The sequence below is a fragment of the Noviherbaspirillum sedimenti genome, assembly GCF_003590835.1.
GTDB lineage: Bacteria > Pseudomonadota > Gammaproteobacteria > Burkholderiales > Burkholderiaceae_D > Paucimonas > Paucimonas sedimenti.
Window position 1 is genome coordinate 1,853,692 of record NZ_QYUQ01000002.1, and the last position, 15,500, is coordinate 1,869,191.

At 61.0% G+C, this 15,500-nt stretch carries 13 protein-coding genes; 10 read left to right on the forward strand and 3 right to left on the reverse strand.

The genetic code is table 11. The features are described 5' to 3' along the window. Positions 1–66 precede the first annotated feature (66 nt). The 5 genes from D3878_RS08715 (at position 67) to D3878_RS08735 (ending at position 4,898) form a co-directional block, all read left to right on the forward strand. Entirely contained in the window at positions 67–1,173 is a 1,107-nt protein-coding gene (locus tag D3878_RS08715) for an NAD(P)/FAD-dependent oxidoreductase (RefSeq protein ID WP_233556277.1), read from the forward strand. A gap of 573 nt (positions 1,174–1,746) precedes the next feature. Then, positions 1,747–2,982 (forward strand): polyhydroxyalkanoate depolymerase, encoded by a 1,236-nt coding sequence (locus tag D3878_RS08720; protein WP_119785107.1) that lies wholly within the window; start codon positions 1,747–1,749, stop codon positions 2,980–2,982. Between the two features lie 124 nt (positions 2,983–3,106). Further along, positions 3,107–3,820: an electron transport complex subunit RsxB gene (rsxB, locus tag D3878_RS08725; RefSeq protein WP_420799577.1), complete on the forward strand. Its 714-nt coding sequence runs from the start codon at positions 3,107–3,109 to the stop codon at positions 3,818–3,820. Further along, positions 3,817–4,467 (forward strand): endonuclease III, encoded by a 651-nt coding sequence (nth, locus tag D3878_RS08730; RefSeq protein WP_119785110.1) that lies wholly within the window; start codon positions 3,817–3,819, stop codon positions 4,465–4,467. Before rsxB ends, nth begins: the two co-directional genes overlap by 4 nt. A gap of 2 nt (positions 4,468–4,469) precedes the next feature. Then, a complete protein-coding gene (locus tag D3878_RS08735; RefSeq protein WP_119785111.1) occupies positions 4,470–4,898 on the forward strand; it encodes a DUF1841 family protein in 429 nt (142 codons plus the stop codon). A gap of 154 nt (positions 4,899–5,052) precedes the next feature. Here D3878_RS08735 and D3878_RS08740 read toward each other — a convergent pair whose 3' ends face one another. The 3 genes from D3878_RS08740 to D3878_RS08750 form a co-directional block, all read right to left on the reverse strand. Further along, positions 5,053–5,406: a c-type cytochrome gene (locus tag D3878_RS08740; protein ID WP_119785113.1), complete on the reverse strand. Its 354-nt coding sequence runs from the start codon at positions 5,404–5,406 to the stop codon at positions 5,053–5,055. A gap of 12 nt (positions 5,407–5,418) precedes the next feature. Beyond that, positions 5,419–5,739: a c-type cytochrome gene (locus D3878_RS08745; protein WP_119785115.1), complete on the reverse strand. Its 321-nt coding sequence runs from the start codon at positions 5,737–5,739 to the stop codon at positions 5,419–5,421. A gap of 136 nt (positions 5,740–5,875) precedes the next feature. Next, a complete protein-coding gene (locus D3878_RS08750; protein ID WP_119785117.1) occupies positions 5,876–8,017 on the reverse strand; it encodes a site-specific recombinase in 2,142 nt (713 codons plus the stop codon). Positions 8,018–8,184: 167 nt separating this feature from the next. Between D3878_RS08750 and D3878_RS08755 the strand changes: the two genes are divergently transcribed. From D3878_RS08755 to parC, 5 genes are all read left to right on the forward strand, one after another. Beyond that, positions 8,185–9,039, forward strand: coding sequence for an AAA family ATPase (locus tag D3878_RS08755; protein WP_119785118.1), 855 nt, complete (start codon positions 8,185–8,187; stop codon positions 9,037–9,039). Positions 9,040–9,073: 34 nt separating this feature from the next. Continuing rightward, entirely contained in the window at positions 9,074–10,243 is a 1,170-nt protein-coding gene (locus D3878_RS08760) for a vWA domain-containing protein (protein ID WP_119785120.1), read from the forward strand. Positions 10,244–10,381: 138 nt separating this feature from the next. Continuing rightward, complete coding sequence (locus D3878_RS08765; protein ID WP_119785121.1) at positions 10,382–12,367, forward strand: DNA topoisomerase IV subunit B; 1,986 nt, start codon at positions 10,382–10,384, stop codon at positions 12,365–12,367. Next, positions 12,367–13,152 (forward strand): lytic transglycosylase domain-containing protein, encoded by a 786-nt coding sequence (locus D3878_RS08770; protein WP_119785122.1) that lies wholly within the window; start codon positions 12,367–12,369, stop codon positions 13,150–13,152. Before D3878_RS08765 ends, D3878_RS08770 begins: the two co-directional genes overlap by 1 nt. A gap of 14 nt (positions 13,153–13,166) precedes the next feature. Beyond that, on the forward strand, positions 13,167–15,479 hold the full coding sequence (gene parC, locus D3878_RS08775) for a DNA topoisomerase IV subunit A (protein WP_119785124.1): 2,313 nt from the start codon (positions 13,167–13,169) through the stop codon (positions 15,477–15,479). Positions 15,480–15,500 lie beyond the last annotated feature (21 nt).

Sequence of the window (15,500 nt, forward strand, 5' to 3'; positions counted from 1 at the left end):
CCCGAAGCCGGTGCATGTTTCCCCGGCTTTTTCACTTTTTCAATGAAACAGGAATTTGACAGTCGTATGGAAACCAGCGCCGGCCTCGAAGCCTCGAACCTCGCCCCCAACACCACTCCCGATGCGGCCAAGGCGCCGATCGAAGCCGATGCCGTGATCATCGGCGCCGGCCCGGTCGGCCTGTTCCAGGTATTCGAACTCGGCCTGCTGGAAATCAAGGCACACGTGATCGATTCGCTGCCAGTCGTCGGCGGCCAGTGCGTGGAACTGTATCCGGACAAGCCGATCTATGACATCCCTGCGGTGCCGGTATGCACCGGCCAGGAATTGACCGACAACCTGCTGAAGCAAATCGAGCCCTTCGAACCGACCTTCCACCTGAACCAGGAAGTCACCGTGGTCGAAAAGCGCGAGGACGGCCGCTTCAATCTCGAGACGTCGATGGGCACCCGCTTCATCACCAAGACCATTTTCATCGCTGCCGGCGTCGGCTCCTTCCAGCCGCGCACCATCAAGGTCGATGGCATCGAACAGTTTGAAGGCGAGCAAGTGTTTTACCGCGTCAAGGACCCGAGCCGTTTCCACGGCAAGAACCTGGTCATTTGCGGCGGCGGCGACTCCGCCCTGGACTGGGCGCTGAACTTTGTCGGCAAGGCCGAATCGGTCATTCTGCTGCATCGTCGCGAAGATTTCCGCGCCGCGCCGGCTTCGGTGGCCAAGATGAAGGAATTGTGCGACGAATTTGAAATGCAATTCATCGTCGGCCAGGTCACCGGCTATGAATCCAAAGACGAGCGACTCAGCGAGATCAAGGTCACCGGCGCCGATGGCGTGACGCGCCGCCTGCCGCTGGACCACTTGCTGGTGTTCTTCGGCCTGTCGCCCAAGCTCGGCCCGATCGCCGAATGGGGCCTGGATATCGAGCGCAAGCAGCTGAAAGTCGTCGATACCGAGAAATTCGAAACCAATGTCCCGGGAATTTTCGCGGTAGGCGACATCAATACCTACCCTGGCAAGAAAAAACTGATTCTCTCCGGTTTCCATGAAGCGGCACTGGCGGCCTTTGGCGCAGCGCCCTACATTTTCCCGGAAAAGAAGATCCACATGCAATACACCACCACCTCGCCCAAGCTGCACAAGATCCTGGGTGTCGAGACCCCCGTATTCGATTAATCGTTTCACGCGGCAACAACCTGGAAACGCCCCTTGGCTGGACAAGCCAAGGGGCGTTTTTTCTTGGCAGGCATTATGCGTGTCAGTGACTTGGCACGACTTATGCTGCACTGCTACATGATCAACGGAATGCCAGCCAAGGCGATTTGGGCACTTCAATAGCCGCGGACGGCAAAAAATGGCATAACGACTTCATGATCGATGGATTACGGTTTCATGACCGCGTCACGGCAAGCCATGGCCGCCCATCGCATTTCGCCGATTGAAACAAGTTATTGATTTCACATGGAATTATTGTCATTTAGTTGAAACAAAACGACAGTCAGGAGAAGAAAATGGACTGTAAATGTCTGACCAACGCCAACAATTTATGGTATGTTTCTTAGCGTCAATGCGCGCAAATCGGGCGACTCCAAAGAAATCCCGGTTTTGCAAAGTGTTCCCTGTCGTTTGTAATTATGTTGTAATGCAATAAGAATTTTCCTACACGTTGAAGTAAAATAAGCTTACTATGATGCATTGCAACATTTAAAAATAAAAACTGATTGTGCTGCACTATCCGATGAGGCGACCATGCTCTATCAATTTCACGAATTAAACCGCAACTTCATTAACCCATTGATCCAGTGGGCCGAAGCCTCCGCCAAGCTATTTACCAATCCAGTCTCGCCGCTGGCACACGCGCCATTTGCGCAACGCATTGCAGCGGGCTACGAGTTGATGTATCGCCTTGGCAAAGCTTACGAAAAGCCGCCCTTCAGCATTGAAAACGTGACAGTTGATGGCAAGGAAGTCCAGATTCTGGAACGCGTTTCCGCGCAAAAGCCTTTCTGCACCCTGATCCACTTCAAGAAGGATTTGAGCGATGCGGAAACCGCCAGGCTCAATCATCCCAAGGTCTTGATCGTCGCCCCACTGTCCGGTCACCATGCCACCCTGTTGCGCGACACCGTGCGCAGCATGCTGGAGAACCATGACGTCTACATCACCGACTGGATCGATGCGCGCATGGTGCCCTACTCGGAAGGCCCCTTCCATCTGCACGATTATGTCTACTACGTGCAGGATTTCATCCGCCACCTGGGTCCGGATCTGCATCTGATTGCGGTGTGCCAGCCGACCGTGCCGGTGCTGGCGGCAGTCGCGCTGATGGCCAGCGACAACGATCCGATGCTGCCCAAGTCCATGACCCTGATGGGCGGCCCGATCGACCCGCGCAAGTCGCCCACCCAGGTCAACGACCTGGCGACCGACAAGCCTTTTTCCTGGTTTGAAAACACCGTGATTTACGCGGTGCCACCTAATTATCCGGGCCACGGCCGCAAGGTCTACCCAGGATTCCTTCAGCATGCGGGTTTCGTGGCGATGAACCCGAGCCGTCACGCGCAAAGCCACTGGGATTTTTATCTGCATCTGCGCCAGGGTGACAACGACTCCGCCGAAAATCACCGCAAGTTCTACGACGAATACAATGCCGTGCTGGACATGCCGGCAGAATATTATCTGGAAACCATCAAGACTGTTTTCCAGGACCACTGCCTGCCCAAGGGCACCTGGGAAATCGGCGGCAAGCTGGTGCGACCGCAGGATATCAAGACCGTTGCGCTGTTTACCGTCGAAGGCGAGCTGGACGACATTTCCGGCCCTGGCCAGACTCAGGCCGCGCACGAACTGTGCTCCGGCATTCCCAAGGACATGCAGCAGGATTATGTCGCCCCGGGTGCTGGCCACTACGGCATTTTTTCGGGCCGCCGCTGGCGCGAGACCATTTGCCCGAAAGTCGGCGAATTCATCAAGAAATATTCCTGATACATTCCTGATACGTTAAGCCGCCTTGCGAAAAGCCGTCCCCTTCCAGGGACGGCTTTTTTATTGACAGCATGCCGCCTGATTGTGCCAAACGCGGCGGCATTGGATAATGCTGTTTTTATCGATGAATAGTCCCGTGTCCGCTCCGCTTGCCGATCGTATCGAAGACCTGCTGCCGCAAACCCAGTGCACCAAATGCGGCTACCCGGCATGCCGCCCCTATGCCGAGGCGGTCGCCAGCGGCGAGGCTTCCTACAACCAGTGTCCGCCCGGCGGCGCCGAGGGGGTCGCCAGACTGGCAGCCCTGCTCGGCAAGCCGGTCATTCCGCTGAATCCCGCCAACGGCGCCGAGCGGCCGCGCCCGGTGGCGCTGATCGACGAGACCCTGTGCATTGGCTGTACCCTGTGCATCCAGGCCTGTCCGGTGGATGCCATCATCGGCGCCGGCAAGCAGATGCATACGGTGGTGCCGGCGCTGTGTACCGGCTGCGACCTGTGCGTCGCCCCCTGCCCGGTGGATTGCATCGCCATGATCGACGTCACCGCCAGCCTGACCGGCTGGGACGCCTGGTCGCAGCAGCAGGCCGACGACGCGCGCGACCGCCATGACTTTCATGTCATGCGCCTGCGCCGCGACAAGGAAGAAAACGACGCCAGGCTGGCAGCCAAGGCAAGCGCCAAGCTGCAGGCGCTGGAGGCCGAAGCCGCTGCCAGCCCGGAGCAGCAGGCCGAACAGGCGCGCAAGAAGGCGATCGTGCAGGCCGCCATCGAACGCGCGCGCCTGAAGAAGGAACAGATGGCGGCAGCCACGGCGACCAGCCCGGAGGAAAAACCTTGAATTCCCAGAAGCGGCGCCTGATTTTTGAACGCCTGCGCGCGGCAAATCCAAATCCGACCACCGAACTGGCCTATACCACGCCGTTCGAATTGCTGATCGCCGTGATCCTGTCGGCGCAGGCCACCGATGTCTCGGTCAACAAGGCCACGCGCGTGCTGTTCCCGCTTGCCAATACGCCGCAGGCGATCTTTGCCCTGGGCGTCGAAGGACTGACAGAGTACATCCGCACCATCGGCCTGTACCGCACCAAGGCGAAAAACATCATTGAAACCTGCCGCATCCTGCTCGAACAGCACGGCGGCCAGGTACCGCGCACGCGGGAAAGCCTGCAAGCCTTGCCGGGCGTGGGCCGCAAGACCGCCAACGTGGTCTTGAACACGGCATTCGGCGAAGCGGTGATGGCGGTGGATACACATATTTTCCGGGTATCCAACCGCACTGGCCTGGCGCCCGGCAAGAACGTCGATGAAGTCGAGCGGGCCTTGATGAAAAATGTCCCGCACGAATTCCTTCACGACGCCCACCACTGGCTGATCCTGCACGGGCGTTATACCTGTATCGCCCGCAAGCCGCTGTGCTGGAACTGCGTCATCGCCGATTTGTGCGAATACCCGGACAAGACGCCGCTGCCGGCCAAAGGAGTCTGAACATGTTTAATCCCTCGCAAGACGATGTCCGGCGTTTTTTCTGCGACGCCTACCGCAAACACCGCAACAATGAAATCCTGACGCCGCTGGAGGCAATTGCGCGCGACTGGATCGCCCAGCACCCGGAATATGCCAGTGAACTGGAAGAAGTCGAAGCCGCGCTGGCAGCCGACTATTCGGTCGAACGCGGCCAGGCCAATCCTTTCCTGCACCTGTCCATGCACCTGTCGATTGCCGAGCAGGTGTCGATCGACCAGCCCCCTGGAATCAGGGCGGCTTGCCAGGCGCTTGCGAACAAACTGCAATCCGAGCATGACGCGCATCACCAGATCATGGAATGCCTGGGCGAGATGATCTGGAATTCACAGCGCAACGGCACGCCGCCCGACGGCGCCGCCTATATCGATTGCGTGCGGCGGCGCTGCCGCTGACGGCGCCGGCCGGAACTCACGCACGCCCTGCAGAATCAAAAAAGCCACGGACTCCGTGGCTTTTTTTAAGGGAAAATCAGCAGCTTATTTGCGTACCATTACTTGCGTACCATTACTTGCGTACCATTACTTGCATACCATTACTTGCATACCATTACTTGCGCACCACCAGGGTGCCCGGCAGGCTGTGCAGGTACGCCGCGATATTCTGGATATCCTTCTTGCTCAATTGCTTGGCCTGACCCGCCATGATGGCGTTGCCGCGGCCGCTCAGGCCGCTGGTGCCGCGCTGATAGGCAATCATTGCATTCTCCAGGTAATCCTTGTGCTGGCCGGCCAGCTTCGGATAGCTGGGATCGATCGGCGTATTGTAATCCTGGCCGTGGCAGGTGAAGCAGTTGGACTTTTGCGCGGCGACCTTGCCGGCTTCGATATCGCCGGCAGCTTGTGCGCCCTGCGCGATTGCGGAGGCGAGTACCAGGACCGCGATCTTGAACATGTTTTTCATCGTGCGCTCCCCTTATTTCTGTTGCGCGTAATACGCCGCAACGTCGGCGATATCCTGCTCCGACAGGCTGGCGGCGATGCCCTGCATGGTCGGATGTTTGCGCTCGCCTTTTTGATAGGCTTTCAGCGCGCTTTCAATGTATTTCGCCGACTGACCACCCAGCATGGGCACTTGATAGATTTCCGGGAAAGTGGCCTTGTAGCCCGGGATGCCGTGGCAACCGATACACATCTCAACCTTGGCCCTGGCGGCTTTGGCGTCGCCGACCACATCCGCCGCAGCAGAGAGGTTGGCCACGCCTGCGAGCGCGAGCAATGCGAATATTTTTTTCATGGTAGCAGGAGGTAAGTAAAGCGAAACCGGCGGATGTTCAGCGCTCCCTTGCAATGCTGACATCCAAACCGTTCGATTCTACCTGAACTCCCAACGCCAGTCCATGCTACCAAGACATGACGTTGGTCGTGGCGGCTCAGGCGCCGTCGCTTCCCGAACGCTTGCGGCGCTCGTCCTCGAAAGCCGCAGCAGGCGCGGCCTGCGCCACGCCGCCGGCTTCCTGTTCACGCGGGAACAGGAAGGAACGCGGCGACCGCGCAAAGCGCCGCAGCACCGAGCTGAATACCAGTCGGCGGATGCGGTCCGGCACTTCGCGCGCGCGCAAGGCCAGCGCCAGCGCGCAGCCGAACGCCACCCCGACATTCAGCAAGCCGATGGCGGCAATGCCGAGCACGGCCAGCCAGAATTCGGACGACGCCATGCTGGCCCAGCCCAGGCTCGCGGCAGCAGCCACCAGGGTGCCGGTGGACAGCGTGACATGCCGCACGTCCAGCCCCAGCCCGAAAAACTGCATGACGACCGGCCCCATGCCCAAGAGGAAGGCGAGCGAGAGGTTGCCGGCCAGACTGGACACATGGCGCTCGGCCCAGCGCGCCAGCCGCTCGGCGCGCGCGGCGCCGAGTGCGTGCACCAGGCGCCGGTGATGCGCCAGCGAAGCGCGCAGCTGGCGCAGGGCAAACCAGTTATCGACAAAGCTGGCAACCAGGCTGGACAGCCACAGCAAACCGCCGGTCAGGGCGGCGTAGAGCGGCGTCATGCCGAACAGCGACAGGGACTGCAGGCTGGCCTGGGCCTTGGCCGGGTCCAGCGGCGGCGTGCCGGTGAACAGCAGCACCGCGCCCGCCAGCACGGCCATCACCGGAATTACGGCAATCAGGTTACCGAACACTGCCGCGGCCTGCGAGCGCAGCAGCCATGCCGTTTCCTGCAGCAAGCCGCGCAAGCCTTCACGGGAATCCAGGTCGCCCATGCGCGCGGCCAGCGCCGGTGCGGTTACGGCCGGCTGCCTGGTGGCCAGCACCCCGCCAAGGGCGGTGATCAGGACGAAGCTGGCGGCGTACGTCAGCGAGGCGGACAAGCCGGCGATGAAACCCGCCTGGCCGGTGCTGGCCATGGCAAGCTTGGCCAGCACGGTAAAAGCGGTGATGATGCCGCCGACATACGCGGCTTTCAGCATGGCCCGATATTCAATGCGGTTGCGGGCAATGTAATGCTCGCCCTGGCCGGCATTGCGCTCGACCAGCTTGCGCGCCAGTAGCGAAAAGCTGCGCCGCACCAGCGCCGGCACCGAATCGCGCGCATGCTGCGCGCGGATCAGGTCGGCCAGCAGCGCCTGCACCTGTCCTGCGCCCTGCGGCGTGAGCAAGGTCGCCGTGCGCAAATCGAGCAGGCGGCCGATGCGCACCAGCTGGGCGCGCATGCGCTCGACGCTGTAGACCAGGCCGACCGAGACGCCATGCTCGTCGAGGTCGGCATAGATGCGGTCGGTCTGCGCCTGGCACACGGCGACCAGCATCTTCACGCTGCGCAATGCGGCAACGTCATGTTGGCGGCTCAGGCAGAAATTCTCCAGTTCACGCTTGAGCGCCATGAATGGGGTCGACTGCAACGGCACTTTGGGGTCCAGGCGCTGGCGGAATGCCGGGCTGATGCCGACCGCCACGATCATGGCGGCCAGGTAGGTCAGCGCCTCATCGATCTGCCGGATATAGGCATGCAGGATACCTTCATCGATGCAAAGCCTGGCCAGGCGCCCCAGGGTGAGATGGTCCAGCCCCAGCAACCAGTCGGCATCGGCTGGATCGGGGAACATGGCGGCAAACAGGGCCGACAAGTCCTGTTGCGCCGGTGGGCGCGGCAGAATGAACTTGACGATGCGCTCGCCCAGCTCGCTGAAAAAAGCCGGTTCGCGCGGCAGGCCGGTAGCGCTGAACAGCTCTGGCCCGGCTGCTTCGCGCAGGGTTTTCTGCAGGGTGGTTTGCACCAGCCGGCGCGCGTCGCGTTGCCCATCGAGCCAGTCAAGCAGGAGCAGCAGGCGCTGCCGACGCAGCTCACCGGCGTCAGCCGGGGGCAGCATGCCGGACCTGGGCACATGGCGCAGCCAGGCGGCGACATCGATCATCCAGTTGGCGCGCTCGTTCCAGCTGGCGAAGGGATTGGCCTGCCGCAGCAGGGATTCGGCCTGGCGCTCGTAACGCACATGGCGGTCACGGCGGTGCTGGGTGCCGCCGCAGAGGCGGCGGCACATCACCCATAGACGCAGGAAAATGATCTTCATGCAGCTTGTCCCTTTCGTTAAATCTGAATGCAATAAGAATGACAGAGGGAAAAGGACGCTCCCCGCCGGCCATCCGCTTCTCGTTTATACTTGAACATGTCGAGGCGGATTAAACACCCCGTAATTTTCGCCTTGATGACATGTTATTTTCTTGAAGACACTAAGTTATGCGACAGGAAACACGCTTCGAAGGTTCCCCAACATATGTGGCAACCGAAGATTTAAAGCTGGCGGTGAATGCGGCATTGACGCTGCAGCGTCCGCTGCTGATCAAGGGCGAACCCGGCACCGGCAAGACCATGCTGGCCGAGGAAGTGGCGGCGGCGCTCGACATGCCGCTGTTGCAATGGCACGTCAAGTCGACCACCAAGGCGCAGCAGGGCCTGTATGAATACGACGCGGTGTCGCGCCTGCGCGATTCGCAACTGGGCGACGAGCGGGTCAGGGATATCCACAACTACATCGTCAAGGGCGTGCTGTGGCAAGCCTTCACCGCGCCGCAGCCGGTGGTGCTGCTGATCGACGAGATCGACAAGGCGGATATCGAATTCCCCAACGACTTGCTGCGCGAACTGGACCGCATGGAATTCTATGTGTATGAGACGCGCGAGATGGTCACGGCCCGCCACCGGCCGCTGGTGATCATCACCTCGAACAATGAAAAGGAATTGCCGGACGCCTTCCTGCGCCGCTGCTTCTTCCACTACATCAAGTTCCCCGACAAGGATACGATGCAGGACATCGTCAAGGTGCATTTCCCGCACCTGAAAAAGGATTTGCTGGCGCAGGCCCTGCAAACCTTTTATGAAGTGCGCGAAGTGCCGGGTCTGAAGAAAAAGCCGTCGACATCGGAATTCCTCGACTGGCTCAAGCTCTTGCTGGCCGAGGACATTCCGGCTGAAGCCCTGCGCAGCCAGGATGCCAAGCTAGTGGTGCCGCCGCTGCACGGCGCCCTGCTCAAGAACGAGCAGGACGTGCACCTGTTCGAGCGCCTGCTGTTCATGGCGCGCAACAACCGCTGAGCAGCGCAGCCATGCCGGGCGCCAGGGGATTGCCGTGCTGATCGATTTCTTCTTCACGCTGAAAGACGCGAAAATTCCGGTCTCGATCAAGGAATTTCTGCTCTTGCTGGAAGCCCTGCACAAGGGCGTGATCGGCCCCTCGCTGGATGATTTTTATTATCTGGCGCGCACCACCCTGGTCAAGGATGAAGCGCACTATGACAAGTTCGACCAGGCTTTCGGTCTGTATTTCAAGGGCATCGCCGCAACTTTCGGAGAAAACAGCCAGATCCCGCTGGATTGGCTGATCCAGCGCATGCAACGGGAACTGACGCCCGAGCAGATTGCGCAACTGGAAAAATTCGGCTACGACAAGCTGATGGATCGCCTGCGCGAGCTGCTGGAGGAACAGAAGGAACGCCACGAAGGCGGCAGCAAGTGGATCGGCACCGGCGGCACCTCCCCTTTCGGCCATGGCGGCCACAATCCTGAAGGCATACGGATCGGCGGCGAATCGCGCAACCGCAGCGCAGTCAAGGTGTGGGAAGCGCGTGCCTACCGCGATTACGATAGCGAGCGCGAACTTGGCACGCGCAACATCAAGGTGGCGCTGCGCCGCCTGCGCAAGTTCGCCCGCGAAGGCGCGCAGGAAGAACTGGCGCTGGACGACACCATCCGCGCCACCGCCAACAATGCCGGCTATCTGGATATCAGAATGCAGCCGGAACGCAAGAACAATGTCAAAGTCCTGATGCTGCTCGATGTCGGCGGCAGCATGGACGACCATATCGCCCGCACCGAGGAATTGTTTTCCGCCGCCAGTGCGGAATTCAAGAACATGGAGTTCTTTTATTTCCACAACTGCGTCTACGATTACCTCTGGAAGAACAACCGCCGCCGCCATGCCGAAAAATTCCCGACCTGGGATGTGCTGCGCAAATATACGCCGGATACCAAGCTGATCTTCGTCGGCGACGCCACCATGAGTCCGTATGAAGTCCTGCAACCGGGCGGCTCGGTGGAATACAACAACGACGAAGCCGGCGCCAACTGGCTGCAGCGCTTTACCCAGGCTTTTCCGAAATTCATCTGGCTGAACCCGGAACCGGAAGGCTTGTGGCAATATCGCCAGTCGATTGCCATCATTCACCAGATCATGCAGGGAAAAATGTTCCCGTTGACGCTGGACGGGCTGGAGCGTGGCATGCGCATGTTGAGCAAATAGGCGGCTGCAGGCGAGCCACACATTACCTTTATCGCAACAAAAATTGCTCATGCAGAAATTGCTGGAAAAGAGTAATCTGATGGCTGTAAAATTTCTACTGTATAAATAAACAGTTTTTGTATTCACTCATCATCCTGCATGGCCACCAAAAAATCCTCTTCCGATTACAGCGAATCATCGATCCGGGTCCTGAAAGGACTCGAACCCGTCAAGCAGCGGCCGGGCATGTACACCCGCACGGAAAACCCCCTGCACATCATCCAGGAAGTGATCGACAACGCCTCCGACGAGGCGCTCGGCGGCTTCGCCCAGAATATCCTGGTCACCCTCAACACCGACGGCAGCGTCAGCGTCGAAGATGACGGCCGCGGCATCCCGGTCGGCCTGCACCCGGAAGAAAAGGTGCCGACCGTGGAAATCGTGTTTACCCGCCTGCATGCCGGCGGCAAGTTCGACAAGGGCTCGGGCGGCGCCTATTCGTTTTCCGGCGGCTTGCACGGCGTCGGCGTATCGGTCACCAATGCGTTATCAACCCGTCTGGCAATCACGGTCTGGCGCGAAGGCCGCGCGCATGACATGGCCTTTGCCGACGGCGACGTGATCGAAAAACTGAAATCGCGCAGCCTGGCCAAGGATGAAAAGCGCTCCGGCACGAAAGTGACGGCCTGGCCCAATGCCAAATACTTCGATTCGGCAGCGATCCCGCCGGGCGAATTGCAACGTCTGCTGCGCTCGAAAGCAGTGCTGCTGCCCGGCGTAAAAGTCACCCTGGTCAATGCGAAAAATGGCGACACGCAAAGCTGGCAATACGACCAGGGTTTGCGCGGCTACCTGGTCGAATCGCTGGCGCAAGCCTCCGGCGCCGATCCGGTGATCCCGTTGTTCGAGGGCGAACAATATGCGAATGCCGATGCTGAAGGCTTCGCCGAAGGCGAAGGCGCGGCCTGGGTGGTGGCCTGGACCGAGGACGGCAATGTAGTGCGCGAATCCTATGTCAACCTGATTCCGACTTCCGCCGGCGGCACGCACGAATCGGGCTTGCGCGATGGCCTGTTCGGCGCGGTGAAAAGCTTTGTCGAGATGCACTCGATGCTGCCCAAGGGCGTCAAGCTCTTGCCGGAAGACGTATTTGCCCGGGTCTCCTTCGTGCTGTCGGCCAAGGTGCTGGACCCGCAATTCCAGGGCCAGATCAAGGAACGCCTGAATTCGCGCGATGCGGTCCGGCTGGTGTCGGGCTATTCCAAGCCGGCGCTGGAATTGTGGCTGAACGAACACGTCGATTACGGCAAGAAGCTGGCCGATCTGGTGATCAAGCAGGCGCAGTCCCGCTTGCGCTCGGCGCAAAAGGTGGAAAAGAAAAAATCTTCCGGCGTCGCCGTTCTGCCGGGCAAGCTGACCGATTGCGAATCCAGCGACATCACCCGCAACGAACTGTTCCTGGTCGAGGGCGATTCCGCCGGCGGCTCGGCCAAGATGGGCCGCGACAAGGAATTCCAGGCGGTCCTGCCGCTGCGCGGCAAGGTATTGAACTCCTGGGAAACCGAACGCGACCGCCTGTTTGCCAACAACGAAATCCACGACATCTCGGTGGCGATCGGCGTCGATCCGCACGGCCCCAACGATACCCCCGACCTGTCGGGCCTGCGCTACGGCCGCATCTGCATCCTGTCGGATGCCGACGTCGATGGCTCGCACATCCAGGTCCTGCTGCTGACCCTGTTCTTCAAGCACTTCCCGCAACTGATCGCGCGCGGCCACATCTGCATCGCCCGGCCGCCGCTGTACCGGGTCGATGCGCCGGCGCGCGGCAAGAAGCCGGCGCAGAAAGTTTATGCGCTCGACGATGCCGAACTGACGGCCATCGCGGACAAGCTGCGCAAGGACGGCGTCAAGGAAGGGGGCTGGAGCATTGCCCGTTTCAAGGGCCTGGGCGAAATGAATGCCGAACAATTGTGGGAAACCACCATGAACCCGGACACCCGGCGCCTGCTGCCGGTGGCGTTGGGCGGCTTCGACCTGGAATCCTCGCAGGCGCGCTTCACCATGCTGATGGGCAAAGGCGAAGCGGCTGCGCGGCGCGCCTGGCTGGAAGAGCACGGCAACGAAGCGGAAGCCGATATCTGATGCGCACGCTGCCGGCGATCCTTCTGGCGCTGGGCCTGTCGCTGACGGGCGCGGCTGCGCATGCCGACATCTATGGCTATGTCGATGCGCAGGGCACCGCACATTTTTCGACCGAAAAGCTGGACGACCGCTATCAGTTGTATGCACGCGGCGATGCCGTGTTCGATACCGGGCGGCTTGATCTACCCGTGCCATCGGGCGAGCACAAGCCGGTCTCGCCGGCGCTGTCGCGCCACCTTGACGGGCACCCCAACCTGAAAAAATTTGAGCCCCTGCTGCACCAGGCAGCCAGCGATTTCGGCCTGCAGCCGGCCTTGCTGAAGGCAATCATGGCGGCCGAATCCGGCTTTAATCCGGCGGCAGTGTCGCCCAAGGGCGCCATCGGCCTGATGCAGGTGATGCCGGCCACCGCCGAACGCTACGGCCTGCAGGCCGGCGCGAAAAAATCGCTCGAACAGAAGCTGGCCGACCCTAAAACCAATATCCGCCTGAGCGCGCGCTATCTGCGCGACCTGTCGCGGCTGTTTCCCGGCCAGCCCGAGCTGGTGATCGCCTCGTACAACGCCGGCGAAGGCGCCGTGCAAAAGTACCGCAACACTATCCCGCCCTACCCCGAGACCCGCAATTACGTAAAACTGGTGGCGCAGTTCTACCGGTTCTACCACCGGGTGGCGGCGGACCAGGCCCAGGTGGCAAGGCTGTCGAATCCGCAAGGCGGCGGCCGCATCCGCATGACCATCCCCGGCCGCAGCCTGCCGGCGGCAATGACGACCACATACGAATAATTCACCGAATCACGATGACCGAACAAGCCAATCTGTTTGAAACCAGCCTGCCCGACGACGGCGAATCCCTGACCCTGGCCAGCTTTGCCGAACAAGCCTATCTCGATTACGCCATTTCCGTGGTCAAGGGCCGCGCCCTGCCGGACGTCTGCGACGGCCAGAAGCCGGTGCAGCGGCGCATCCTGTACGCCATGCACGAACTCGGCCTGAACGCCACCGCCAAGCCGCGCAAGTCGGCTGCGGTAGTGGGCGACGTGCTGGGCAAGCTGCATCCGCACGGCGACCAGTCGGTGTACGATGCCATGGTGCGCATGGCGCAGGATTTCTCGCTGCGCTACCCGCTGGTCGACGGCCAGGGCAACTTCGGTTCGCGCGACGGCGACGGCGCCGCGGCCATGCGCTACACTGAAGCACGCCTGACGCCGATCTCGAAGCTGCTGCTTGATGAAATCGACCTGGGCACGGTGGATTTCCAGCCCAACTACGACGGCTCCACCGAAGAACCGAAGCTGCTGCCTGCGCGCCTGCCGATGGTCTTGCTCAACGGCGCCTCTGGAATCGCGGTCGGCATGGCCACCGAGATTCCGCCGCACAACCTGCAGGAAGTGGCGAAAGCGGCGGTAGCGCTGATCAGGAACCCGAAACTCACCAGCCGTGAGCTGGTGGAATTCATCCCCGGACCGGACTTCCCCGGCGGCGGCCAGATCATCACGCCGGCGGCGGCGATCGCCGATATCTACGACAGTGGACGCGGCTCACTCAAGGTGCGCGCGCGCTGGAAGATCGAAGACATGGCGCGCGGCCAGTGGCAGGTGGTGGTGACCGAACTGCCGCCCGGCACCTCGTCGCAAAAGGTGCTGGAAGAAATCGAGGAAATCACCAATCCCAAGATCAAGCTCGGCAAGAAGTCGCTGCTGCCCGACCAGCTGACCCTGAAACAGAATGTGCTGGCCATGCTGGATACGGTGCGCGACGAGTCCGGGCGCGAGGCGCCGGTGCGCCTGGTGTTCGAGCCGAAGTCGAAGAACCAGGACCAGACCGAATTCACCAACATGCTGCTGGCGCACACGTCGCTGGAAAGCAGCGCGCCGGCCAACCTGGTGATGATCGGCGGCGACGGCCGGCCGCGGCAGAAGACCCTGGCCGACATCCTCAACGAATGGATCGCCTTCCGCTTCGTCACCATTACCCGCCGCACGCAATTCAAGCTGCAGAAAGTCAACGACCGCATCCATATCCTGGAAGGCCGCGAAGCGGTGCTCCTGAACATCGATAAAGTCATCAAGATCATCCGCGAATCCGACGAGCCCAAGCCGGCGCTGATCGCCGCATTCAGGCTGTCGGACCGCCAGGCCGAAGACATCCTGGAAATCCGCCTGCGCCAACTGGCGCGGCTGGAAGCGATCAAGATCCAGCAGGAATTGCAGGAATTGCGCAATGAAAAAGCCGGTTTGCAGGATTTGCTGGACAACCCGGCCTCGATGAAAAGGCTGGTGATCAAGGAAATCGAAGCCGACGCCAAGCAATATGGCGACGCCCGCCGCACCCTGATCGAGGAAGCCGAACGCGCCGTGATCGAACAGAAGGTGATCGATGAACCGGTCACCGTGATCATTTCGCAAAAGGGCTGGGTGCGCTCGCGCAACGGCCATGGCCACGACGCCGCGCAATTCGGCTTCAAGGCCGGCGACGGCCTGTACGCCACCTTCGAATGCCGCACGGTGGACAACCTGCTGGCCTTCGGCTCCAACGGCCGCATTTACTCGGTGCCGGTGTCTGCCCTGCCCGGCGCGCGCGGCGACGGCGTGCCGGTCACGACGCTGGTCGAGATGGCTGGCGGCACCCAGCTGTTGCATTACTTCGTCGGCGTGGCCGATACCACCCTGCTGCTGGCATCAAGCGCAGGCTACGGCTTCACCGCCCGCGCCGGCGACATGGTCAGCCGCACCCGCGGCGGCAAGGCCTTCATGACCCTGGATGATGGCGACATGCCGCTGGCGCCGCGCCCTGTGGCGGGCAAGGCCAGTGCGATCGCCTGCCTGTCCGAGAAGGGTCGCGTGCTGGTTTTCGGCCTGGATGAAATCAAGACGCTGTCCGGCGGCGGCCGCGGCGTGATCCTGATGGATCTGGAAAAGAATGAAAAACTGCTGGCAGCCGAACCGATCAGCCAGCGCGGCGTGCTGGTCTCCGGCGCCGGCCGTGGCGGCAAGGCGCAGGAAGTGACGCTGTCTGCCTCCGGGCTCGGCGAGCACATCGGCAAGCGCGCGCGCAAGGGCAAGGCGCTGGAGTCGAAGATCAAGGCGAGCGGTTTGGCGGCTTTACTTTAACTGAAGGCCAATGCGGTGATT

Coding starts and splice junctions, on each gene's coding strand:
- D3878_RS08715 (WP_233556277.1), top strand. CDS start 67: ATGGAAACCAGCGCCGGCCTCGAAGCCTCGAACCTCGCCCCCAACACC.
- D3878_RS08720 (WP_119785107.1), top strand. CDS start 1,747: ATGCTCTATCAATTTCACGAATTAAACCGCAACTTCATTAACCCATTG.
- rsxB (WP_420799577.1), top strand. CDS start 3,107: ATGAATAGTCCCGTGTCCGCTCCGCTTGCCGATCGTATCGAAGACCTG.
- D3878_RS08735 (WP_119785111.1), top strand. CDS start 4,470: ATGTTTAATCCCTCGCAAGACGATGTCCGGCGTTTTTTCTGCGACGCC.
- D3878_RS08740 (WP_119785113.1), bottom strand. CDS start 5,406: ATGAAAAACATGTTCAAGATCGCGGTCCTGGTACTCGCCTCCGCAATC.
- D3878_RS08745 (WP_119785115.1), bottom strand. CDS start 5,739: ATGAAAAAAATATTCGCATTGCTCGCGCTCGCAGGCGTGGCCAACCTC.
- D3878_RS08750 (WP_119785117.1), bottom strand. CDS start 8,017: ATGAAGATCATTTTCCTGCGTCTATGGGTGATGTGCCGCCGCCTCTGC.
- D3878_RS08755 (WP_119785118.1), top strand. CDS start 8,185: ATGCGACAGGAAACACGCTTCGAAGGTTCCCCAACATATGTGGCAACC.
- D3878_RS08765 (WP_119785121.1), top strand. CDS start 10,382: ATGGCCACCAAAAAATCCTCTTCCGATTACAGCGAATCATCGATCCGG.
- D3878_RS08770 (WP_119785122.1), top strand. CDS start 12,367: ATGCGCACGCTGCCGGCGATCCTTCTGGCGCTGGGCCTGTCGCTGACG.
- parC (WP_119785124.1), top strand. CDS start 13,167: ATGACCGAACAAGCCAATCTGTTTGAAACCAGCCTGCCCGACGACGGC.